Origin of the sequence: Flavobacterium sp. LM4, from assembly GCF_002017935.1 — a bacterium.
GTDB lineage: Bacteria > Bacteroidota > Bacteroidia > Flavobacteriales > Flavobacteriaceae > Flavobacterium > Flavobacterium chungangense.
Map to the genome: position 1 here is coordinate 1,688,595 of NZ_MUFW01000001.1, position 21,586 is coordinate 1,710,180.

Below are 21,586 nucleotides of genomic sequence, written 5' to 3' on the forward strand. Positions count from 1 at the left end.
GTTTTTACTGCAGACTCATTAGGCATCTTCCCTGACTCTTTTATTAAACTTGTACAATAATTACAATACGATAAAATCAAAAATTAACTTAGGATCATCTTCTATTTTTTATCCTGAGTTATACAATGATTTTTTATTATATCGTTAGTTACCTCTATATATTCTCCAATTCTCGCTGAGTTTTCATCAATTCCTAATCTTTTTTCATAGTTTTTAATTGCATTACTTAACATTTTATGATGTTCTTCAAAATATTCGGGAGAATAATTCCCAAGCCTTACCTCATATTTTTTATCTAATATCAATGTGCATGAATCAGAAAGAGAATAATGAGAATAGTTGAAATATTCACAAAACGAAATGTTTTTTTGATCTAAACTATCTAATAATGTATTAAAGACGACTAGAGTGTCTTTTTGTATGTGAACCTTAGAAAGTATTTCTTCTCTAAAAGCATCATTTACTTTAAATTCTTTTTTACAGCTTATTAATGCAAAAAAAGCAGCAAGTACCAATAATTTGTTTTTCATATCTATTCTAATAATTATATTACAGTTAATTTTTCTCCTTTTTCTTTTCTTTGAAATCTAAAGTCTAAATGTATAACCTCGGCAGGATTCTTTTTGTTTTTCAATTTTATGATTCCTTCTCCGTCTGCTTTATGTAAAAACATAATAATTTTTCCATATGCTTGATATTCTAATTGAAATGTTTCTTCAAACAAGAGCTCTATTTTCATAATCGTTATTATTAAGCCAATCTTCCGCCATTTTTATTTTTTCTTTATGGTTTTTTTCAGTAGATTACATTGTTTTTCCTATATTTTAATGTTAAATTGATCCATCTCTTTTATAAATTTCCTCTACAGTTCTATTATATCTATCATACAACATTTTCCAAGGTAATTCGTTAGATCTCTTTGGTTTCCAATATTCCTCTGTAATAGTTTTATCGCCTTTTATAGTTATTTTTTTTGAAACTAATTCACCTTTTCTATTGTCTTCATAATAATTTATCTCTTCTTTTTTATTTAAATATCTTTCTATGATTTCGGGAAATTCGTAAAAATCTTTGTTCATATCATCTCGCATTCTAAGCTTTTTGTATTTTTTATTCTTTAGAAAAAAACTAATTTTATTAAGCCACCATGCATTTTGATTTAAACTGTATTGAGCAGGTTTGTTTAAATAAACGATCCATTGTGCAGAATTTTCATAATGAGTATTTGGAGAAAAAATTATTGTTTCTATCGTGGACCATTTAATAAAACATACTGTTTCAGATACGGGACTACTTATTTTAAAGCCCAAATTATTATGTATAATTGAATGTTTGTTTTTTTCTTGAATTAACATTATAATAATTTATATATTTTATTTATAATTTTTCGAATTCAAAGAGAATTATCAAGTAATGAAATGCCTTAATTTCTAAATTGTATGATGGTCTATTCATGATTAATTTTTATTGTCAGTTTCTTTTCGGAACGTATTTAGATTATAATCGTTTAAATTGTTTTCGCGATCAAAAATTTTATAAAAACCAAAGGTTTTTAATTGTTCGTCTATATTTTTCTTTGTTGTATTTTCTGATTTTATATTTTGGATCTTATTTCCGAATTTTAACTTTAAGTATGAGGAAGTTTCTGGATTCACTTTTACTAAATATTTATTTATTGCTTCATTAAAAGTGTAGAAATCTATGTTACTATAATCATTAATTTTAATAATTGGGAGACCTTTCTTTTTTGGTTTAGGTAAAATGGATATTTTATTGTACCAACTTTGAACATCATATTTAATAACAATGGGTTCAGAATTTGAAATTATCAGATATTCAAAATTATGGTATTCTCCATCTAATGGAGGTTTGTTCAATAAAAATATAGCTTCTATATGTTTCCAAAAAACAACAGTTTTTTCTTCTAAAATTGGAATATCTATTGTAATTTTTTCTTCGGTATAATTTAATTTTTTTTTTGAATCATCTATTTTCTTTGCCGTTTTTTCTGTTATTGATATACCAAAGTTTATAGTATACATGATATATAAAATAATTATTAGAATACCAGATACAATAATAATTGGTAGATAGCCTATTTTTATTTTAAAAAGAAAGTAATCCAACCACAATCCCCCTGCAAAGAATAAGAAAAGAAAAGAGTTGAATATAATTATCGGATTTATTTTCATAATGTATAAAATTCGATACAATTTATTACACAAAGAGGGACTTTAATATCCTCATACAACAAACCTTTAAACATAAATGAGGGATTGGTTTTTATACTATTATTAAAAAATTTCAAAATCAGTTTGCGAGTTGTATCATGTAATCAGGAGACTTATGATAATCAATAATATTAATTGTTTTCATATTGCTTTTAAATAATTTCAGGTTCTGTTTTTCCTTTAGGAATATAAAACATTTGATCGATCATAAGTTCTTCTTTCGTTTCGTTATTAAATAAATAGAAGGCTGGTTCACCATTTAGTTTTTTGAATGTTGCTAATTTGCCATATCCATAAAATCTTAAGATTGTGTCTTTGGGAAAAGGCATTACTGTGAATCCATTTTTAGCATCTTCAATTAAACTATTAATTCGTGCATTAGATTCAGAACTGCTTAGATACATTGATGTTGCCATATTTTTTTCTCTAACCTTAATTTTTTCGGCAAATTCACTGTACTTTTCTTCTTTAAGAAGATCAGCCAATTTATCATATGCTGTAATAAGTTTTTCTTTAAAATTAGCTACATCTTCTAAATTTTCGCCATCAGTCCATTTGGTTAATGAGTATGTAATCTCAGCTGTAAATTCTGTTGAAGTGGTCAATAACGGAATTTTTTGATTTTCTTCCACTTTTTGAACTGCTGTTTCCGGGAAATCTTTTATATGTTTAAATTCATTATTTGCTACATCGTATAACCTAACGTTAAATCTTAAAGAGGCTTCAGGATCTAGATTTTGTTGTCCGGAAAGAGGTTTTATAATCGCTTTTACAAATTGTTCCCCAGAATTATAAATAGCGTAATTTACCGGAACATTACTAGAAATTTGCCCTCCAACTTCCATTGTTAGTACAGGAATATCGTTTATCAAAATTTCAAAATTGCAGGCTGCGACTGAAAAGTCTAAGGTGTAATAGGGCTCGTATATCATTTTTAGTTCAATTAATTGAAAACTTATTGTTTTTCATAGGGCTTAATTTGTCAGTTAATTATAACTGATTTTGTAGTTTGATTCCTCATGAGCATTTAATTTCTCTCTTTAGAAATTTTAAAATCTAATTTTTATAATACATATCCAAAGAACGGTATGAAACCCAATCTTTATATTTTTTGTTGTCTTTGTCTATTGCGATTATTTGTAAGCTACCTTCTACAGGTTTTGTGTCATAATTAACCTTATAAATGAGGAAAAAAGTAGCCTTTTCTTTTAAGTCTTCCCAGACTAAAATGCGTTGCTCCATTTTATCTTTTTTGAATTCTCCATTTTCATCTAAAAAAAGAGGATGCTCTTTTGTGGACAAAGAAATTTTTGAAAATGCAGGTTTTACACCGTATTTGTTTTCAAAACTTTTAATTATTTTGAGCGCATCATCATTATCTAAAATATTTATTTCATAACACCAAACAAGTTTATCTTTTTTGTTATAAAAGAAGGAAGTTTCGTTTTTTTCAAAATCAATATTATTTCCAAATAAATTTATTTGACGAGGAGTAAATTTAAATTCGTCATAATCTCCTGAAATATTATATTCATTTAAAGCATTATCGTTTAATGTCAATCCAATTCTACTTAATATTTCGTTTACATTGGACTTAAATTTTAAATCTGTGAGATTAAGGGTTTCCCTAGAATTATTTTTTTTTGCTTCCATTGGTGATTTTTTAGACTCTATGATTTTTTTTTCTTGTTGTCCATTACATGAAAGCAAGCTTAATGCTGCTAAAATTGTTATTTTTTTCATTGGTTTATTTTTAATCCTTTAATTCCTTTTAAATAAAAATCATTTCCATTATTGTTTTCTTCTTTAGCAAAAGTCAGATAACTGTAGTTTTTTAAATTTTTATTTTGTCTTTTTCTTTCCTTTAGATAAAATTCGTAAAATGTTGCACTATTTATATGCATTATCAAATTGTCTAATTGATTAATTAGAACAATTAAATTAGCTTCATCAGTTTTTTTATTTTGTATTATAGAATTATATCCAATATTAAGAACATAAATTTCATCCTCATTTTCCCATACAATGTGACGATCAATTTTGTCATTATCATCGTAATTAGGTAAACCTAATTTTTTTTTAAGTGAATTAAATAGTTTTTCACTTTCTTCTGTTGTATAGGTATGTAATTGATACCCTTCTATTTTTTTTGCCTTTTCATTAACAAGCAAATTGAGATAATTTTTTCCACAATAAGTTGCTGAAATATCAAAGTCTACTGAGTTAGATAAATCATTTTGATTATAAGTTAACATTTTAGAATCTGTGTATTCATAAGCAATAAGATTAGGGTCATAAATAAATGGGTGTTTTTTTACGTCTATTTCATCTTTAATTAAAATACTCTTGTGTATTGGTAATTTAATAGAAGCTAAATCAATTTTTTCTGAATTACAACTTTGTAGTATTATTAGATAGTTAAAAAGAATAATTATTTTCGTTCTCATAATTATTTATGCTTTTTTTCCCAAAATAATATTTGAGGTTTATAACCTGTAATTTTCCCTAAGTTTTCCATGATATCAAATTCATCATAAAAAGTTCGGGTTCTGTTATAATTAACAGGTTTCCAGTCAGAACTTACTTTTTTATACGTAAATCCTACTTTTATCATAAGTATGACTTGACCTACACATGGATCTACTTTCAAGGTTGGAGTATAATAAACTCCTATTTGCGAATTATATTTTAGAGAATGACCAGATGTTAGCCCCATTTTTGCACTTGCCTTAAATGTACCTTCTATATGACCTTCTAATTCTGGTTTTTTTACTGTTCCTATTACTACAACCATCCCTTTTAATTCTAAACCAGATTTTAATTCAATAGAAATATTAGAATCTAAGTTAAAATTTGCTTCACTATCATCTTTAATAGTACTGTAAGTAGTGTCTATAAGTCCAGAAACTGAACCTTTAATTTCCAGATCTATATACATTTTAAAATTTACTACAACATTTTCAGTTTCATAACCTTTTTCAGCCCAACTCCTTACCATATTGAATACTTCTAAAGCTAATGCGTTACCACTTCCTAATGTTACAACTGCAACTCCGGCTTGGACAGCTAAACTCAAAAGATCAATAACTAAAGTCAACTCTATTAAAGGCTTGGCTTCTAAGAAAAATTTAATTTTTGTACCTATTTCACTGTGGTTATTATTTATATCGGCTTCCCATTCTGAACCAAAAAATACTGCTGGGGCATTTAATGTAATATCAAAAGGCAATTTTCTCCCTATTCCCTTTGATAATTTCCCTTTCGTAGTTGTAGTTATCCCTTGAGATATTTTTTTTACTGAGGAAATAACAGAAAAAAGAGATTTAATTTTCTCGTTATATTTAAAGGTTAAATCAGGAGTTTTTTGATATTTACCATTTTCATCTTTATCGAAATTTGCTTCTAAACTAACGCCAAAATCCACTTCGGTATATTCACCTTTCTGTTCGTTAGCTAATTTTAAAGCCTTTTTTCTAAGTTCATCATGTTTGCTCTCATGTAATTTTTGCCATTTTATGCTTAAAGCATTACTCAAATTTACATAGAAATTAAATTTCCATTTAATATCTGGATAAGCCATTACCCGAATTGTAATATTCTTGTCGTTTGAAAAATAGCGACAAGAATGGACATGTATATCATATAAATTAGGTGTCGAGCTTGCTGGCCAAATATATTGTAGAGGAGCAGGATTCCATGTTTCTAAATTAGATTTTACAGGAAAATCTAATTTATTTGTAACCTTATCTATTGCTTTAATATATTCAAGAGAATTTATTTTGATGTTTTTTTTGTGTTTGTCTTTTTCCCTAAAGCAAGCTTTGTTTTCGTATTCTGAAACTTCTAGAGTAAAGTTTTCATCATGAGATGATCTAATAGTTTTATAAATTATGGTTTGTGCATCGTGACCAAAAGTATCAAAAGTAACGTCTACACGACGGTTTTCCATATATTCTTTTTCATCTTTATGCTTTATGTTATCTCTGCCTTGTTTATTATCAGTAGGATTTACTTCACCTCGACCTGTAGAGATGATTCGGTTAGGATCTAAGCCACCATCAACGAACAGCTTTTTTACAGCATCACTTCTTTCTTGTGATAATTTTTGATTATATTGTTCTTTTCCGATAACACAGGCATGTCCTTCAATTTTGATATAAGAATGTTGCCCCCCTAGCAAATATTGTAAGACATTGTTGAGGTTTGTTTTGGCATCAGAAGTTATGCCATATTTGTCAAATTCAAAAAAGATAGTTTTCGTTATAGGAATTTTGGGATTTGATGCGTTTTTTAAATTTTCACCATTATTAAAAAGAAGTGTTGTTTTCGAGGGTTCCGTTATGCTTATGGTCTCAAATTTGCAAAGTTCAAATCGTTCTTTGGTTTTTTCTGGTTGTCCATTTTTTAAAGGAGATAAATTTTTTGGTGGTTTTATTTCCTCAGAAACAATTTTTTTGTTAATTCTTAAAAAACGTGCGTGTACTGTGTCATTATATTTTTCATCCGGAATATAAAGTCTATTGGAAGGGTCAAAAACTTTGATGTAAAACTCTTCTTTTTCTTTTATATACTTAAGCTTAGGATACCATGTATTTGTACTTTTAATCTCAAGATTAATTTCTCCATCAATAACATCGACACTTGTATATCGGTATATAAGCGGATCTGACTGATAATCCAGATGCCTAAAGATATCGATACTTAAATTTTGATGACCGTTTAGACCTTCAGTCATTAACTTTAGATAAACCGTTTCTCCATAATTGAAAAAATGATCTTTTCTAACATCTTTTCCGTCTTTGGTTATGGACCACTTACTGCTAAGTATTCTTGTGGGACAATTACCGCTAACAATTAAGCCTGTATGATTGACTAAATCTCTTTGTCCTGAAATACTTGCTTCTAAATAATATTCAAAAGGTCCACACAAAGCTTTGGGAATACTAATTTTTTTGGGAGCATAGGCTGGTTGTACCCTCTGTACAATAATGGTTTTCTTTTTTCGGTCTTGCAGAATCCAGGTTAAAGTTTTCTTCTTATCTGCCTCGGGAGTTCCTTCGTGCCATAAATCTACTTCAAAAGCAACATATTGATCTGGATGAATTACTATTTTTTTATTAGGAGTAGATAAGTTGGAAATTACTTTTCCATCACCTGTCCATTTTATTCTTTTTACACCTTTTGCCATTTTAAATTTTGTTCAAATTAATTATTAAAACTTAATCCCTCATGTTTAGCCTCTTTAGTATACATTTCCCTAACATCCACCATTGGGTTTACAAGATTATGCACCATAGGCTCGGCATTTTTAAAATTTTGTTCGCCGGGTTCTGCAGTTTGTCCGTGATCTGTAATTTCGATACAATCCGGAGCTCCAATGGGGCAGGTTGCTTTGCTGTTTTCCAGGAGTATTTTGCCTTGATTGCTAAGGGTTACATTTTCATAAAAACCGCTCCATTTAGTTATTACAGCCTGACAAGGCAAAAAACTATTGCCCGCAGGTTGTTTTTTGCATTTTCCAAAGGTGTTTTTTTCTAAAGTCTGCCCAATTTCTTTAGTAGTAGCAATTAGTTTTTCTGATCCTTCCTTATCATTTCCAAAATGTTTTTTGTGTGATTTAACCTTAATTTTATCCGTTTTAGAAGGGTCTTCACTAAACTTGCATTTGCAGGTAGCCCCCTGGACTACAAAATGTTTTTCGCTCATAATTTAGGTTGTTTAAAATTGCCACCACTTTTTTTGAGGCTGGGTTTCTTCGATAAATAATTCCTGTTTCGGCGTTGCGCTGATTTCTTTACGCTCGTTTAAGTTAGCAATCGAAACCGAGTATTTCTGCGGGACATCGAGTTCTAAATTGCAGGATATAAAAATGCTCTCGGGAATATAATCTTCAGGGTTTAAAAAATATTTTGCCCTGTAGCTGCCAACAGCTTGTTGCTCTGAATATTCTTTTACAGGTAAATTTAATTCGTTTTCAAAATCGGTTTTGGTTCGTTCATCATGAAGTTTTCCATTAACGTCGATCACTAAAAAATTATCAACATCCAGACGATCGTCTACTTTTTGATCAACGAGATATTTTATATTTTCAGTTTTAGCAATAAGAGGGAAATCAATTTCTTTCTGAATCGATAATGAAGGTGGGTATTCTGTATGGAGTCCGTTAAAAAAGGCATTTAAAAACCAGTCTTTTGAAAGGGAGAGATATAAGGTATCGCTGTCTTCTAAATTTCTGTCGTAAATAGAGAGGTATTTTTCGACATAATCTCCTTCATAATATTTGAGGATTTGTTTTTTGGTTTCCTGCCAGCGTTCTTCAATCTGGCTAAAGTTGTTAATGTAAACCCATTTTCCGTTTTGGTCCACTACAACCAATAAAGGGTATAGGGCAGCAGAAGCTTTTTCGGCAATTTCTTCGGCCATAGTGCTGGCGGCGGTATCGTTTATGTAGATATTTCCAATTCTGTCTACTTCAAAAAAATAAAAGCCATTTTCGTTTTTTGCTTTCCATTCAACGTTAATTTCCTGTTTTATAGTATGCGTTTCTGATCCGTTTTCTATCGTATATAGTACACCATATGAGTTACTGACTTGTGCATTATTCAAAGACATTTTGAAAGGAGCGTCATGAAAAACTACTTTTTTACGCTGTTTTTCTCTTTCTTCATCAGAAAGTTTTATTTCGGGAGGTGGTAAAATAAGGTATTCAAGCCGCGATGGAAAATCAGCTTCTATCAAATCCTGCAATGGGCAAAATCTATTATGATAAGCTCTAAGAGCATAAGTATCAAGGCCTAACTTATTAGCGACACTCACTAAGGTATCGCCTTTTTTAATGGTATAGGTTAAATAATCCTTATAAGAAGGCTCTGGAATATAGGACATATAGTTGTTGACATTTGGGTAGCCAAATATATGTTTTTTCTCTCAAATTATTTGCATGATGTAAAAAAAAGACTGCCTTTTAAAAGCAGTCTTTTTTTGTAATTATTTAAATATAATTATTTTACCAGAACTTAACGTATAAAGCTACGATAACTAATAAAGTAATTACGATCAATACTGTAGTTTGTGGTTTTACAGAGAACATTCCAGGCTCTGTTTCGAAAGCTTTAGGGTTTACTTTTGGTCCTGCAAAACTCATTGCTACCATTACAAGTGTTGTAAAGAAGAATGATAATCCCATACAGATGTGGAACGGAATTTCGTAGATACCCTTAGCATTTTTATAAGCTGTGTACAATAAAGTTTCGTTTCCGAACAATGCAGGAGCATATTCATTAAATAAAACAGATAATACAAATCCTAAAATTACACCTACAATAGCTGCAGCTCCTGTAGTTCTTTTCCAGAACATACCTAAAACGAACATAGCAAATACTCCGGGGCTAATGAATCCTGTATATTTTTGGATGTACGTGAATCCACCAACACCACCAATTCCAAGAACGTCATTCCATGTAAATAAAACAGCCAGAAGCATCGCTGCGAAAACGGCATATCTACCAATGTTTACCTGATGTCTGTCACTGGCATTTTTCTGAATGTATTTTTTGTGAACGTCTAACGTATAAATTGTAGAAATACTATTTACTTTTCCTGCTAATGAAGCTACGATAGCTGCTGTTAAAGCGGCAACAGATAATCCTTTAAGACCTGTTGGCAAGAATGTCAACATGGCTGAGTAAGCTCCGTCTTTTCCACCAACCAATTGTGGTAAATCACCATTTTGGTATAAAACATAAGCTGCAATACCCGGTAACATTACGATAACAGGCATTAATAGTTTTAAGAAACCTGCGAATAAAATACCTGTACGGGCAGTTTGTAAATCAGCACCCAATGCTCTTTGCGTGATGTACTGGTTACATCCCCAATAGTTAAGGTTGATGATCCAGATACCTGCCAAATAGGACATCATTCCAGGGAAAGTCAGGTATTTGTCAATATCGTTTTGAGTAGAAGCAGCCGTTGGCTCAGGAATAATCATTTTGAAATGCTCAGGAGCTTTTTCCATCAATAAGTTGAAACCGGCAAGAGCGTCTTTTCCGAAACCAAAACTTTCTGCTACAACAGTCAAAGCAATATAAGAAGTAACCAAACCTCCAATAATTAAAACCGCTACCTGGATAACGTCTGTATAAGCTACCACTTTCATACCTCCCAAAGAGATAATTAAAGCAAAAACAGCCAAACCAATCATAATAGCATGCAGATATTCTCCACCTGCTAAACCGTTAATAGCAACGGCTCCTAAATATAAAATAGAAGTAAGGTTTACAAAAACATATAAAAACAACCAGAAAACCGCCATAATTAAAGCAGTAGATTCGTTGTAACGTGTTTTTAAGAATTGTGGCATCGTATAGATCTTATTTTTCAGGTATACCGGGATAAACCAAACGGCAACAATAATAAGAGCAATAGCGGCAATCCACTCATAAGCAGCAACTGCAATCCCCAGAAAGAAACCCTCACCACTCATTCCGATAAATTGTTCTGCTGAAATGTTTGAAGCAATCAAAGAAGCTCCAATCGCCCACCATGTAAGAGTTCCTTCAGCAAGGAAGTAAGCCTTGGCATCGTGTTCGTTTTTTTCGCGTTTGCGATAGATGATGTATCCGTAAATGGACACAACGAGAAAATAGATAATAAATACTGCATAATCTGCAAAAGCAAGTTTTGAGCTCATTTGTTAGTAATATTTGAAATTAATATAAAGTGATTTTTGATAGTTTTAAAGTTTGTTTTTAATGTGAAATGTCAAAAATAGTTTATTATACTTACGAAACTAATTAATTTATTCTTTTAATCCGAAAAAAATACGATATGTATTTTAATTTGGTGCTTTTTTTATAAAAATCGAAAATCAAAAGTAAAGTAAAAATAGTTACGGGCAACATAAATAAATGTGTTTTTTACATTTATAACAAAAAGATATAATATCAGTTTTTATTTAAACTTTTTATTGTCTGATTTTTTGTTCCCATTTCCAGGCGCTCGCTATGGCATCATCAAGACTCAGTTGTGTTTTCCAGCCCAGAACATTATTGGCTTTGTCGGTATTGGCATACGCCTCGGTAACATCGCCTTCTCTTCTGTCTACAATTTTATAAGGCAATTTTTGACCGCTTGCTTTTTCGAATGCATGGATTACCTCAAGTACAGAGCTGCCTTTTCCGGTTCCTAAATTAAAAATCTCCAGTTTATCGGTATTCGTTTTGTTTACCAATCTTTGCATTGCAATTACGTGCGCCTTTGCCAGATCGACAACATGAATATAATCACGAACACAGGTTCCGTCTACAGTTGGATAATCGTTTCCGTAAACTGATAATTCTTTTCGTAAACCAGCTCCGGTTTGGGTAATAAACGGAACTAAATTTTGCGGAACGCCAAGTGGTAGTTCACCAATTTCGTTTGATTCATGTGCACCAACCGGATTAAAATAGCGCAATAAAATTGCATTCAGATTACTTACTTTAGTGACATCAGTAATAATTTCTTCGCCAATTTGTTTGGTGTTTCCGTATGGAGACATTGCCGGCTGGATTGCCGTAGATTCTGCAATTGGCATCTTTTCGGCCTGACCGTAAACGGTACAGGAAGAACTGAAAATAAAGTTTGCTTCGGGTTTTTTGTTTAATTCCTGCAGAATGTAAACCAGAGAATTGATATTGTTTTCATAATACAGCAATGGATTCTGAACACTTTCGCCAACAGCTTTTGAAGCTGCAAAATGAATAACGTCTGAAACATCATTATATTTTTTGAAGAAATCCTGAACGGCTGCTTTATCTCTTACATCAATTTGTTCAAAAAGTGGTTTTTTTCCTGTAATTCTTTCGATACCATCTAAAACTTCAATCGAAGAATTAGAAAGATTGTCTATAACAATTACTTCGAAATTTTCGTTTTGTAATTCTACAACTGTATGAGAACCAATAAAACCTAATCCTCCTGTAACAACTATTTTCATCTTATTTGTTTTTATAGTGTATATCTGATTGCTCTCTTAAAATGGCAGCACTTTTTTCAGGAGTGATATCTCGCTGAGATTCGCCTAACATTTCATATCCTACCATGAATTTTTTTACAGTCGCAGAACGCAATAATGGCGGATAAAAATGCATGTGAAATTGCCATTCTTCATGTTTTCCGCCGTCTGTAGGAGCCTGATGAATTCCTGAAGAATACGGGAATGAAGTGCTGAAAAGATTATCGTATTTTGTCGTAAGCTGTTTTAGGATAGTGGCATAAGCAGTAACTTCATCAGCTGTAAAATCAGTGATTTTGGTAATATGTCTTTTGCTGATAATCATCGTTTCGTATGGCCAGATTGCCCAAAACGGAACCAATGCTGCAAAATGATCATTTTCGATCACGATGCGTTCCTCTTTTTTTAATTCAGCCTGAAGATAATCCTGTAACAGGTTGCTATTGTTTTTAGTAAAATAACTTTTTAAATTATTCTGTGTTTTTTCAACCTGTGTTGGCAAAGACGACTGAGCCCAGATTTGTCCGTGTGGGTGCGGGTTGCTGCATCCCATAACGCTTCCTTTATTTTCAAAAATCTGAACGTGGTTGATATAGTCAATATTGCCTAAATCAGTATATTCTTTTTGCCACGTGCGGATAATATTTTCGATACCGGGAACTTCCATTTCAGGTAAAGTAAGGTCGTGTCTTGGTGAAAAACAAACTACTCTTGAAATTCCTCTTTCCGGCTGTGCTTTAAAAAAAGTTTGTCTGATGTCGTCTTCAAACATGATTTCGTCCTGCTTCATGGCTGCGAAATCATTTTCAAAAACAAACGAACTTTCATAATTTGGATTATTCACACCATTGGCGCGAATATTTCCGGGACATAAATAACAGGTTGGATCGTATTCCGGTAATTTTTCGGTAGAAATAGTTTCATTTTGACCCTGCCATGGTCTTTTTGCACGATGAGGTGAAACCAAAACCCATTCGTTTAGTAATGGATTGTAACGTCTGTGCGGATCTTCGTTAATATCAAAATTTCTCATTCTTAATTTGTGGTATAAAGTGATGTTCCGTTTGAGACCTTCACATCATAAATTTTTAAATCAATTCCAAATGTATCAAAATAAAGGCTTGTAAAAGCTTCTTTTACTCTGTTTTCATGTCCTTTTTTGATTAAAGTAATTGCACAGCCTCCAAAACCGCCTCCCATTAATCGGGAACCAACAACTGCGTCTTCTTTTTTGGCCTGTTCTACAATAAAATCCAGTTCGGCACAACTTACTTCATAATCCTTTGATAATCCGTCATGGGTATCAAAAAGCAATTGTCCTAAAAGTTCAATATTTCCGTTATCCAAAGCCTCGCAAGCCTCAGTAACACGCAGAATTTCTTTAACTACAAAATGGACTCTTTTAAAAACCACTTCAGACATTTTATCCTTAAGGCTTAAAACCTGCTCCTCGGTACAATCCCTGAAAGTTTTGATTTCCGGAAAATGATTTTTGATGATCGAAAGCCCTTCTTCGCACTCCAGTCTTCTGTTGTTGTATTCAGATGTAAAAAGAGAGTGTTTTACATTACTGTCAAACAAAACCAGTGAATAATCTTTGAAATCAGCATTGTGATATTCAAATTCCAGCGTGTTGCAGTCTAATTTGATTACCTTATTTTCAAGTCCGTGAACGCTTGAAAACTGGTCCATAATACCGCAATTAATACCTACCCAGTGCTCTGCTTTTTGTCCTAATAAGGCAATATCTACTTTCTCAATTTTAAAACCGAATAATTCTTTGATTCCGAAAATCATTCCGCATTCCAAAGCAGCTGATGAGGATAATCCTGAACCAACCGGAATATTACTGCTGAAAACACAATTGAAACCATCGAAAGAGAAGCCATTATCCTGCAGTTGTTTGATAACACCAAGGATATAATTTGTCCATACCACATCGCTCAATTGAATTTCCTGAGTAAGATCAACTTCAAATTCTTCATTAAGATCGATAGCGATAATTTTGGATGTTTTGGAATTGCTTTTTTCAAAAGCAAAACAGATAATTTTATCAATTGCTGCTGGTAAAACATAACCGTCATTATAATCGATATGTTCGCCGATAATATTGATTCTCCCCGGAGAAAGTACAATTTTTTGAGGGGCTGACCCGAATGATTTCTCAAAAAAAGCAGTGGTATTCTGTATTAAAATCTCGTTCATTATTTTTAATTTTCTGAGTTGTTTTTGGTATAATTTCTATTTTATATTTTCAAATTTATAAATAGTTGTTTGTTGGTATTCATCTCCCTTTTTTAAAACCGAATTAGGAAAATGATCATGATTTGGTGCATCAGGGAAATTTTGGGTTTCAAAACAAATTCCGCTGACCGGAGTGTAATTTACGTTTTCTTTTCCTTTTAAAATATCAAAACAGTTTCCGCCTACATAAATATGAACGCTGGGCTGATCCGTATAAACGCTCATCTTTAAATTATTTTTCGGACTCAATAACTGAGCAGCAATTGATACATCTGAATTAATGACAAACGAATTGTCAATAGAAGCCGGACAGTTTTTTGCAGTTCTGAAATCGAAATTGTGACTGTCAAGAACAATGAATTTTCCGGTTGGAACATTCTCCTCGTTTGTTTCCAGTATTTTATCTGCGTCAATAAACATTTCCTGATCCAGTACATCCGAATCATGTCCATTCAGATTAAAATAACTGTGATGGGTAAGATTTATAATGGTGTCTTCTGAAGAACTTGCTTTATATTCAAGTTTTAACTCATTTTCTTCCGTTAAAGTATAGGTTAGAAAAACCTGTAATTCTCCGGGATAATTTTCTTCTAAATTTTCGCTGATCAGATAAAAAGTAATCGACAGGTCTGTTAAATTCCTAACATCCCATATTTTTTGACCAAAACCGGTATTTCCTCCATGTAGAGCGTTTCCGTTATTGTTTCCCGCCAGTTCAAATGTTTTATCATTTAAAGTAAAACGTCCTTTATTTATACGCCCTGCATAACGTCCCACTGTTGTGCCAAAATAGGGCGCACTCGGTAAATTATACGATTCGATATAAGAATTAGCATTATCAAAACCCAAAACTACATCTGTCAGTTTTCCATCTAATGCAGGGACTTTTAGTGAAGTTACAGTTGCACCATAGTTGGTAAGCTGTACTTTCATTCCGTTTTTATTGGTCAGTTCAAAACAATGAATTTCTTCGTTATCGGAAGATAAACCAAATAATTTGCAATTAGAGTGATTATGGAAATGCGATATATGTTTTAATTTCATGTTATTTTTATCAAAAGTGAAAATTCAAAATTATATTTATTTTAGCTTCTTGTATACCAGTACCTACCAGTTTTTTGTATTATTGCAAAAAAAATATTTTTCATGAGTATAATTTCGATTCAAAATAATCTGGGTTTACCAAAATATAAACAGATAATTCTTTCAGTTGAAAAAGCAATTGATGAAGAGAAGCTAAAAAAAGGGGACAGGCTTCCTTCTGTCAACAAGGTCTGCCTGGCTTTTTCTTTATCGCGGGATACCGTGCTGCAGGCATATGATGAACTCAAAAAAAGAGGGATAATTTATGCAATTCCAGGCAAAGGCTATTACGTTAAAAGTGTTGAAACCAGCATCAAACAGAGGGTTTTTCTACTTTTTGACGAGCTTAATATATTCAAAGAAGACATCTATAATTCGTTCTTAAAAAATATTGGAAAAAACGTTCAGGTCGATATTTTTTTCCATCATTTCAATGTTCCAGTCTTCAAAAAATTAATAAATGACGGAAACGGCAATTATACCAGATATATCATTATGCCCACCAATCTGACAGGGATAGTTGAGACCATAAAAACCCTACCAGTAAACGAAGTGATTATCCTAGATCAGACCAATCCGGATTTAAAATCGTATCCTGCCATTTATCAAAATCATCAAAAAGATATTTTTGAAGGACTTTTAAAAGGAAAATTACGACTGGGCAAATACAAAAAACTGATTTTAATTTTCCCTGGTTTCCGTGAGCCATTAGGAATGAAAACCGGATTTGAAAATTTTTGTACAGAACATCATTTTGATTACGAAATTATTACCCAGTTTACCGATCATGAAATCGCAATAGGAGATTTATATGTGATTCCAAATGATCGTGACCTGGTTGGGGTAATTGAAAATGCACGGAATCATAACCTTAAATTAGGAACTGATTTTGGAATTATTTCGTATAATGAAACTTCTTTGAAAAAAGTCGTTGCAAACGGAATTACCACCATTTCTACCCATTTTGAGGCCATGGGAAAAATACTGGCAGATATGGTTCTTAAAGGAAAAAACGAACAAATAGAAAACAAGTCTTCCCTAATTATGCGAAATTCACTTTAAGTTTTCAATCGATTTTGGATATATAGAATTTTTTAAATTATTGTACTCAATAATAGCTAGGAAAAAGACTAAAAATTAATATTTTTTATTGAATACAGACCGTAAACAAGACTTTAGTTAAGTTCAGAAAATAATCAAATTTTGTTTTTTACTATGATTGCTTTAGTTTTGGAAAAAAAACAATGAAATTATTTGATGTAGCCATAATTGGAAGTGGTCCGGCCGGAGCTTCTGCTGCTTTTGAATTATCGAAAAGCGGAATTACGACTGTCATAATTGAGAAAGAAACGCTGCCAAGATATAAAACATGCGGTGGCGGTTTAGTTCACAGAGGAAGAAACAATATTCCTTTTGATATTTCATCTGTCATTGAAAAAGAATTCCATGAAGTCGATACTTATTTTTCAAATACAAACATCAAGCTTACAACAAAAAGAGACAGACCCATAATTAGCATGATTATGCGTGATGCTTTTGATAATCTGATAGTCGAAAAATCAAAAGAAAATGGTGTTACTCTTTTACAAAACCATAAAGTTAGAGCTATTACTTTCGGTGAAATTCAAACCATTCATACTTCTGAAGGTGATGTACAGGCAAAATTTATTATTGCCGGAGATGGTGCATTAAGCCCGATAGCCAAAATGGCAGGATGGGAAGAAACCCGGACGGTTATCCCGGCTTTAGAATATGAGATTGAAGTTCCTTTGGCTGATTTTGAAAGATTATCAAAAAACGTCCGCTTTGACATAGATGCTATCCCGTATGGTTATGGATGGTGTTTTCCGAAAAAAAATCATTTATCTGTAGGGGTTTGTATTTTGACAAAAGCGAACCAGAAGATTGATTTGAAAAAATATTATGCAGACTATTTAAAAACATTAGGAATTACAGAAATTGTGAAAGAAGACGCCCACGGATTTGTCATTCCGGTTTCTCCACGAACAGATACTTTTGTTCGTAAAAATGTTTTTTTAATTGGCGACTCAGCAGGATTTGCAGACCCTGTACTTGCCGAAGGAATTTCAAACGCCATATTAAGCGGAGTTTTAGCAGCACAATCCATTATAGAAGGTAAACTTGATCCTGTAAAGTCATCAGAACTGTATCACGAAAAATTAAAAAATGGTATTTTACCCGAAATAAAAGCCGGAGTCACTTTGGCCAAAATTTTCTATGGCAAAAAAAGATTGCGCAATTTCGTTGCCAAAAATTATGGTGCTGTTCTATCCAATGCCATGACCGATATTTTTATGGGAGCCAGAACCTACCCTAAAGATTATAAAAAGACTATTCGGGAAAAAATTAAAGGGGCTATTTTTTAATTTAATATTTTTTATTTTTTCTCCAAAGTCATATGATTATATGTGGCTCCTGGAAATTCCATTCCAATAATCAATTTAATCGCATCATTGTATAATATTTTTATGGAATAAACATCGACATAATCGCTATCTTCTTTATCAACAATCTTTAAGACATCAAGTTGCTTGTCGTTCGTGGTAGAAACAAAAATATTTTGGTAATTATTGGTCAATATTATTTCGTAATTATAATTTCCTTTCAAAATATTATTGTCAATTATTTCTAAAGTATTATTGGTTTTAAAATTATATAATATTTGTGATTTGCTATAATCTCCCGATTCAGCGTCGAAATTTAATTGAATCCATTCACCCAAAATCTTATTTGAGTATTCATTTTTATTAATTTCTTGTGCTGATATGTATGAAGAAAAGAAAAACACAATACATAATTGTATAAATATATTTTTCATTTTTGTTAGTTGTACTTTATTAAATTGCTCACACAAATTAAGATTGATAAAAGTCAAATGTAATGTTTTTCAAGATATAGATTATATTCAGCAAGTTTCATTAAATCAAATACTGACGTAAAGTATTTAAATTATTTTTTTGTTTAAAAGACAGCTTATTTCTTCAGTACTTAATAAATCCTCAAAAATTTAGTAAAAAAAATAAACAAAATATTTTTTGTTTTTGTGAAATTATTTTACATACATTTGTAAATGTAAATTTCACACTTATTATTTGATTTGTTTCTGCCCAATTATTTTTGAAATTATTTTGATTTCAAATCCGGTATTTGCAAGTCGAAAACTCTATTGAAAAAACCACAAAAACTTTACAAAAATAACCAAGAATGAACAACAAAATAGACCAGTTATCGGCAGATAATATACGTGCTTTAGCGATCTCAATGGTAGAAAAAGCAAATTCAGGCCATCCCGGAGGAGCTATGGGAGGTGCAGATTTTCTTCACATTTTATATACTGAATATTTAAAATACGATCCATTAGATATGCAATGGATTTTCAGGGACCGATTTTTTATGGATGCAGGACATCTTTCGGCTTTGATGTATGCACAGTACCATTTGCTGGGGAATTATGAAAAAACAGATTTAGAAAATTTCAGACAATGGGGATCTGTTACGCCCGGACATCCTGAAATTGATGTGAAACGTGGAATTGAAAATACTTCGGGACCTTTAGGACAGGGACATGTAATGGGAATAGGGGCAGCCATTGCAGCCAAATTTTTATCAGCACGATTTGATAATTTATTCGATCATAAAATATACGGATTCATCACTGACGGAGGTGTTCAGGAAGAAATTTCGCAAGGAGCAGGACGTATTGCAGGACATTTGGGATTGAACAATTTTATTATGTTTTATGACTCTAATGACGTACAGCTTTCGTCAATGACCGATGAGGTTACGACAGAAGATACAGCCATGAAATACGAATCATGGGGATGGAAGGTAACTACGATTGACGGACATGATCATGACCAGATTCGTAAAGCCCTGACAGATGCCACTAACGAAACTGAAAAACCAACCCTGATTATAGGAAGAACCATAATGGGTAAAGGATGTGTGACAGCAGACGGATCAATGTATGAAGGACAATGTGAACTGCACGGAAAACCAATTGGCGCCACAAAAGCTGATTTTAATAAAACACTACAGAATTTAGGTGCAAATATTGAAGATTCATTTGCGGTTTATGAAGAAGTTGCAGCACATTATTCTGCTATTTTAAAAAGTAAAACTACAGAATCAGCTGAAAGAAAATCAAAAATGGCAGCGTGGGAGAATCAAAATCCTGAACGGGCTCAAAAAATCCAACAGTTTTTCTCAGGAGATTTGCCAAATCTTGATTTTAGCAGTATTACCCAAAAAGCAAATGCAGCAACGCGTGATGCTTCTGCAGCAGTTTTGGGTTATCTGGCAGAAAACGTTGAGAATATGATTGTGTCTTCAGCAGATTTATCGAATAGTGACAAGACAGACGGTTTCTTAAAAAAATCATCGGTTTTGCAAAAGAATAATTTTCACGGAGGCTTTTTACAGGCTGGTGTTGCCGAATTAACAATGGCTGCAATTGCCAACGGAATCGCATTGCACGGAGGAGTAATTCCGGTTGTAGCTACATTTTTTGTGTTTTCAGATTATATGAAACCGGCAATTCGTCTGGCAGCGATTCAGGAATTAGCGGTAAAATATGTCTGGACGCATGACTCTTTCCGTGTAGGTGAGGACGGGCCAACGCATCAGCCAATCGAGCAGGAAGCACAAATACGATTACTGGAAAAAATTAAAAACCATTCAGGACATCAAAGTTTACTGGCTTTGCGTCCTGCTGATGCTCTTGAAACTTCTGTAGCCTGGCAAATGGCATTAGAAAACAAGAAAACACCAACCGGTTTAATTCTTTCCAGACAGGACATTAAGGATCTTCCAACTAATGGAAATTCAAGATTTGAAGAAGCTTCTGAAGCCAAAAAAGGAGGTTATTTAGTAAAATCAGTTCAAAATCCGGATATCACTTTAATTGCTAATGGCTCAGAAGTGGCAACTTTAATTGATGCGGCAGCTGAACTGGAAAGCACGATGCAGGTAAAAATAAATGTAGCCTCGATAATTTCTGAAGGATTATTCAGGTCACAATCAAAAGAATATCAGCAAAGCGTGATTCCAAATAGCGGATTGGTTTTCGGACTTACAGCAGGGCTTCCGGTTAATCTGGAGAGTCTGGTTGGAAACAACGGAAGAGTATTTGGTCTGGATCATTTCGGCTATTCTGCTCCGGCTTCAGTTTTAGATCAGAAATTTGGATTTACCAGTAAAAATGCAGCAGAGGAAATCAGTAAATATTTAAAAGAAAACAATTTTTAATTCACTAAAAGCAAAAAGAAAACATGAAATTTTTTATAGATACAGCAAACTTAAAAGATATTAAAGAAGCCAATGATTTAGGAGTTTTGGATGGTGTTACTACGAATCCGTCATTGATGGCAAAAGAAGGAATCACCGGAGCTCAGAATATTCTGGACCATTATATAAAAATCTGCGAATTGGTTGACGGTGATGTAAGTGCTGAAGTGATTTCAACAGATTTTGAAGGAATGATTGCCGAGGGAGAAAAACTGGCAGCATTACACCCGCAAATCGTGGTAAAAATCCCAATGATAAAAGATGGTGTAAAAGCCATTAAATATTTTTCGAATAAAGGAATCAGAACCAATTGTACTCTTGTGTTTTCATCAGGACAGGCATTGCTGGCAGCAAAGGCCGGTGCAACTTATGTTTCTCCGTTTATTGGAAGGCTGGACGATGTTTCAACAGACGGTATGAATCTGATCGAAGAAATCAGGCTGATTTATGACAATTTTGGATTTGAGACCCAGATACTGGCAGCTTCTGTTCGAAATGTAATGCACATTATTAATTGTGCAAAAATAGGATCAGATGTTATCACAGGTCCTTTGAGTGCAATCGAAGGTTTATTGAAACATCCTTTAACCGATATTGGTTTAGCTACATTTCTGGCAGATTATCAAAAAGGTAATAGTTAAAAAAAGAGAATAATTAGTTTAGTTTTAATAGTAGTTTTATTTAATGCAAAACCCTGAAAGTTTGTGGGCTTTCAGGGTTTTAT

General features: G+C 32.5%; 20 protein-coding genes. 4 read left to right on the forward strand and 16 right to left on the reverse strand.

What is annotated here, in order from left to right; all coding sequences use genetic code 11:
- Positions 1–101: 101 nt before the first annotated feature.
- From BXU10_RS07610 to BXU10_RS07680, 15 genes are all read right to left on the reverse strand, one after another.
- A complete protein-coding gene (locus BXU10_RS07610) occupies positions 102–530 on the reverse strand; it encodes a hypothetical protein (RefSeq protein WP_078226830.1) in 429 nt (142 codons plus the stop codon).
- Positions 531–544: 14 nt separating this feature from the next.
- On the reverse strand, positions 545–739 hold the full coding sequence (locus BXU10_RS07615) for a hypothetical protein (RefSeq protein ID WP_078226831.1): 195 nt from the start codon (positions 737–739) through the stop codon (positions 545–547).
- A gap of 91 nt (positions 740–830) precedes the next feature.
- Complete coding sequence (locus tag BXU10_RS07620; protein WP_078226832.1) at positions 831–1,355, reverse strand: hypothetical protein; 525 nt, start codon at positions 1,353–1,355, stop codon at positions 831–833.
- A gap of 102 nt (positions 1,356–1,457) precedes the next feature.
- Positions 1,458–2,192: a hypothetical protein gene (locus BXU10_RS07625; protein WP_078226833.1), complete on the reverse strand. Its 735-nt coding sequence runs from the start codon at positions 2,190–2,192 to the stop codon at positions 1,458–1,460.
- A 191-nt stretch (positions 2,193–2,383) separates the two neighbouring features.
- Complete coding sequence (locus tag BXU10_RS07630; RefSeq protein ID WP_078226834.1) at positions 2,384–3,163, reverse strand: hypothetical protein; 780 nt, start codon at positions 3,161–3,163, stop codon at positions 2,384–2,386.
- 124 nt (positions 3,164–3,287) lie between these two features.
- A complete protein-coding gene (locus BXU10_RS07635; RefSeq protein WP_078226835.1) occupies positions 3,288–3,974 on the reverse strand; it encodes a hypothetical protein in 687 nt (228 codons plus the stop codon).
- Positions 3,971–4,678, reverse strand: a complete 708-nt coding sequence (locus tag BXU10_RS07640) for a hypothetical protein (protein ID WP_078226836.1) — start codon at positions 4,676–4,678, stop codon at positions 3,971–3,973. Before BXU10_RS07640 ends, BXU10_RS07635 begins: the two co-directional genes overlap by 4 nt.
- Positions 4,679–4,680: 2 nt before the next feature.
- The gene (locus BXU10_RS07645) at positions 4,681–7,419 is read right to left on the reverse strand and encodes an OmpA family protein (protein ID WP_078226837.1); all 2,739 of its coding nucleotides are present in this window, start codon (positions 7,417–7,419) and stop codon (positions 4,681–4,683) included.
- A 17-nt stretch (positions 7,420–7,436) separates the two neighbouring features.
- Complete coding sequence (locus tag BXU10_RS07650; protein WP_078226838.1) at positions 7,437–7,937, reverse strand: DUF4280 domain-containing protein; 501 nt, start codon at positions 7,935–7,937, stop codon at positions 7,437–7,439.
- Positions 7,938–7,949: 12 nt separating this feature from the next.
- Positions 7,950–9,116: a LysM domain-containing protein gene (locus BXU10_RS07655; RefSeq protein ID WP_078226839.1), complete on the reverse strand. Its 1,167-nt coding sequence runs from the start codon at positions 9,114–9,116 to the stop codon at positions 7,950–7,952.
- A 121-nt stretch (positions 9,117–9,237) separates the two neighbouring features.
- The gene (locus BXU10_RS07660) at positions 9,238–10,923 is read right to left on the reverse strand and encodes a sodium/sugar symporter (RefSeq protein ID WP_031453954.1); all 1,686 of its coding nucleotides are present in this window, start codon (positions 10,921–10,923) and stop codon (positions 9,238–9,240) included.
- Between the two features lie 273 nt (positions 10,924–11,196).
- Complete coding sequence (gene galE / locus BXU10_RS07665) at positions 11,197–12,210, reverse strand: UDP-glucose 4-epimerase GalE (protein WP_078226840.1); 1,014 nt, start codon at positions 12,208–12,210, stop codon at positions 11,197–11,199.
- 1 nt (position 12,211) lies between these two features.
- Entirely contained in the window at positions 12,212–13,261 is a 1,050-nt protein-coding gene (locus tag BXU10_RS07670; protein WP_078226841.1) for a UDP-glucose--hexose-1-phosphate uridylyltransferase, read from the reverse strand.
- A 2-nt stretch (positions 13,262–13,263) separates the two neighbouring features.
- Entirely contained in the window at positions 13,264–14,433 is a 1,170-nt protein-coding gene (galK, locus tag BXU10_RS07675; RefSeq protein ID WP_078226842.1) for a galactokinase, read from the reverse strand.
- 36 nt (positions 14,434–14,469) lie between these two features.
- Entirely contained in the window at positions 14,470–15,516 is a 1,047-nt protein-coding gene (locus BXU10_RS07680; protein ID WP_078226843.1) for an aldose epimerase family protein, read from the reverse strand.
- A gap of 102 nt (positions 15,517–15,618) precedes the next feature.
- Between BXU10_RS07680 and BXU10_RS07685 the strand changes: the two genes are divergently transcribed.
- Both BXU10_RS07685 and BXU10_RS07690 read left to right on the forward strand, forming a co-directional pair.
- Positions 15,619–16,617, forward strand: a complete 999-nt coding sequence (locus tag BXU10_RS07685; RefSeq protein WP_078226844.1) for a GntR family transcriptional regulator — start codon at positions 15,619–15,621, stop codon at positions 16,615–16,617.
- A gap of 182 nt (positions 16,618–16,799) precedes the next feature.
- A complete protein-coding gene (locus BXU10_RS07690) occupies positions 16,800–17,942 on the forward strand; it encodes a geranylgeranyl reductase family protein (RefSeq protein WP_078226845.1) in 1,143 nt (380 codons plus the stop codon).
- An 11-nt stretch (positions 17,943–17,953) separates the two neighbouring features.
- Here BXU10_RS07690 and BXU10_RS07695 read toward each other — a convergent pair whose 3' ends face one another.
- On the reverse strand, positions 17,954–18,394 hold the full coding sequence (locus BXU10_RS07695; protein WP_078226846.1) for a hypothetical protein: 441 nt from the start codon (positions 18,392–18,394) through the stop codon (positions 17,954–17,956).
- A gap of 386 nt (positions 18,395–18,780) precedes the next feature.
- Between BXU10_RS07695 and BXU10_RS07700 the strand changes: the two genes are divergently transcribed.
- On the forward strand, positions 18,781–20,823 hold the full coding sequence (locus BXU10_RS07700) for a transketolase (RefSeq protein ID WP_078226847.1): 2,043 nt from the start codon (positions 18,781–18,783) through the stop codon (positions 20,821–20,823).
- A gap of 23 nt (positions 20,824–20,846) precedes the next feature.
- The gene (gene fsa / locus BXU10_RS07705; protein WP_031453962.1) at positions 20,847–21,503 is read left to right on the forward strand and encodes a fructose-6-phosphate aldolase; all 657 of its coding nucleotides are present in this window, start codon (positions 20,847–20,849) and stop codon (positions 21,501–21,503) included.
- The last annotated feature ends 83 nt before the right edge of the window (positions 21,504–21,586 follow it).

Excerpts from the sequence above, each read along its gene's own strand:
- BXU10_RS07610 (WP_078226830.1), bottom strand. The coding sequence starts at position 530 with ATGAAAAACAAATTATTGGTACTTGCTGCTTTTTTTGCATTAATAAGC.
- BXU10_RS07615 (WP_078226831.1), bottom strand. The coding sequence starts at position 739 with ATGAAAATAGAGCTCTTGTTTGAAGAAACATTTCAATTAGAATATCAA.
- BXU10_RS07620 (WP_078226832.1), bottom strand. The coding sequence starts at position 1,355 with ATGTTAATTCAAGAAAAAAACAAACATTCAATTATACATAATAATTTG.
- BXU10_RS07625 (WP_078226833.1), bottom strand. The coding sequence starts at position 2,192 with ATGAAAATAAATCCGATAATTATATTCAACTCTTTTCTTTTCTTATTC.
- BXU10_RS07630 (WP_078226834.1), bottom strand. The coding sequence starts at position 3,163 with ATGATATACGAGCCCTATTACACCTTAGACTTTTCAGTCGCAGCCTGC.
- BXU10_RS07635 (WP_078226835.1), bottom strand. The coding sequence starts at position 3,974 with ATGAAAAAAATAACAATTTTAGCAGCATTAAGCTTGCTTTCATGTAAT.
- BXU10_RS07640 (WP_078226836.1), bottom strand. The coding sequence starts at position 4,678 with ATGAGAACGAAAATAATTATTCTTTTTAACTATCTAATAATACTACAA.
- BXU10_RS07645 (WP_078226837.1), bottom strand. The coding sequence starts at position 7,419 with ATGGCAAAAGGTGTAAAAAGAATAAAATGGACAGGTGATGGAAAAGTA.
- BXU10_RS07650 (WP_078226838.1), bottom strand. The coding sequence starts at position 7,937 with ATGAGCGAAAAACATTTTGTAGTCCAGGGGGCTACCTGCAAATGCAAG.
- BXU10_RS07655 (WP_078226839.1), bottom strand. The coding sequence starts at position 9,116 with ATGTCCTATATTCCAGAGCCTTCTTATAAGGATTATTTAACCTATACC.
- BXU10_RS07660 (WP_031453954.1), bottom strand. The coding sequence starts at position 10,923 with ATGAGCTCAAAACTTGCTTTTGCAGATTATGCAGTATTTATTATCTAT.
- galE (WP_078226840.1), bottom strand. The coding sequence starts at position 12,210 with ATGAAAATAGTTGTTACAGGAGGATTAGGTTTTATTGGTTCTCATACA.
- BXU10_RS07670 (WP_078226841.1), bottom strand. The coding sequence starts at position 13,261 with ATGAGAAATTTTGATATTAACGAAGATCCGCACAGACGTTACAATCCA.
- galK (WP_078226842.1), bottom strand. The coding sequence starts at position 14,433 with ATGAACGAGATTTTAATACAGAATACCACTGCTTTTTTTGAGAAATCA.
- BXU10_RS07680 (WP_078226843.1), bottom strand. The coding sequence starts at position 15,516 with ATGAAATTAAAACATATATCGCATTTCCATAATCACTCTAATTGCAAA.
- BXU10_RS07685 (WP_078226844.1), top strand. The coding sequence starts at position 15,619 with ATGAGTATAATTTCGATTCAAAATAATCTGGGTTTACCAAAATATAAA.
- BXU10_RS07690 (WP_078226845.1), top strand. The coding sequence starts at position 16,800 with ATGAAATTATTTGATGTAGCCATAATTGGAAGTGGTCCGGCCGGAGCT.
- BXU10_RS07695 (WP_078226846.1), bottom strand. The coding sequence starts at position 18,394 with ATGAAAAATATATTTATACAATTATGTATTGTGTTTTTCTTTTCTTCA.
- BXU10_RS07700 (WP_078226847.1), top strand. The coding sequence starts at position 18,781 with ATGAACAACAAAATAGACCAGTTATCGGCAGATAATATACGTGCTTTA.
- fsa (WP_031453962.1), top strand. The coding sequence starts at position 20,847 with ATGAAATTTTTTATAGATACAGCAAACTTAAAAGATATTAAAGAAGCC.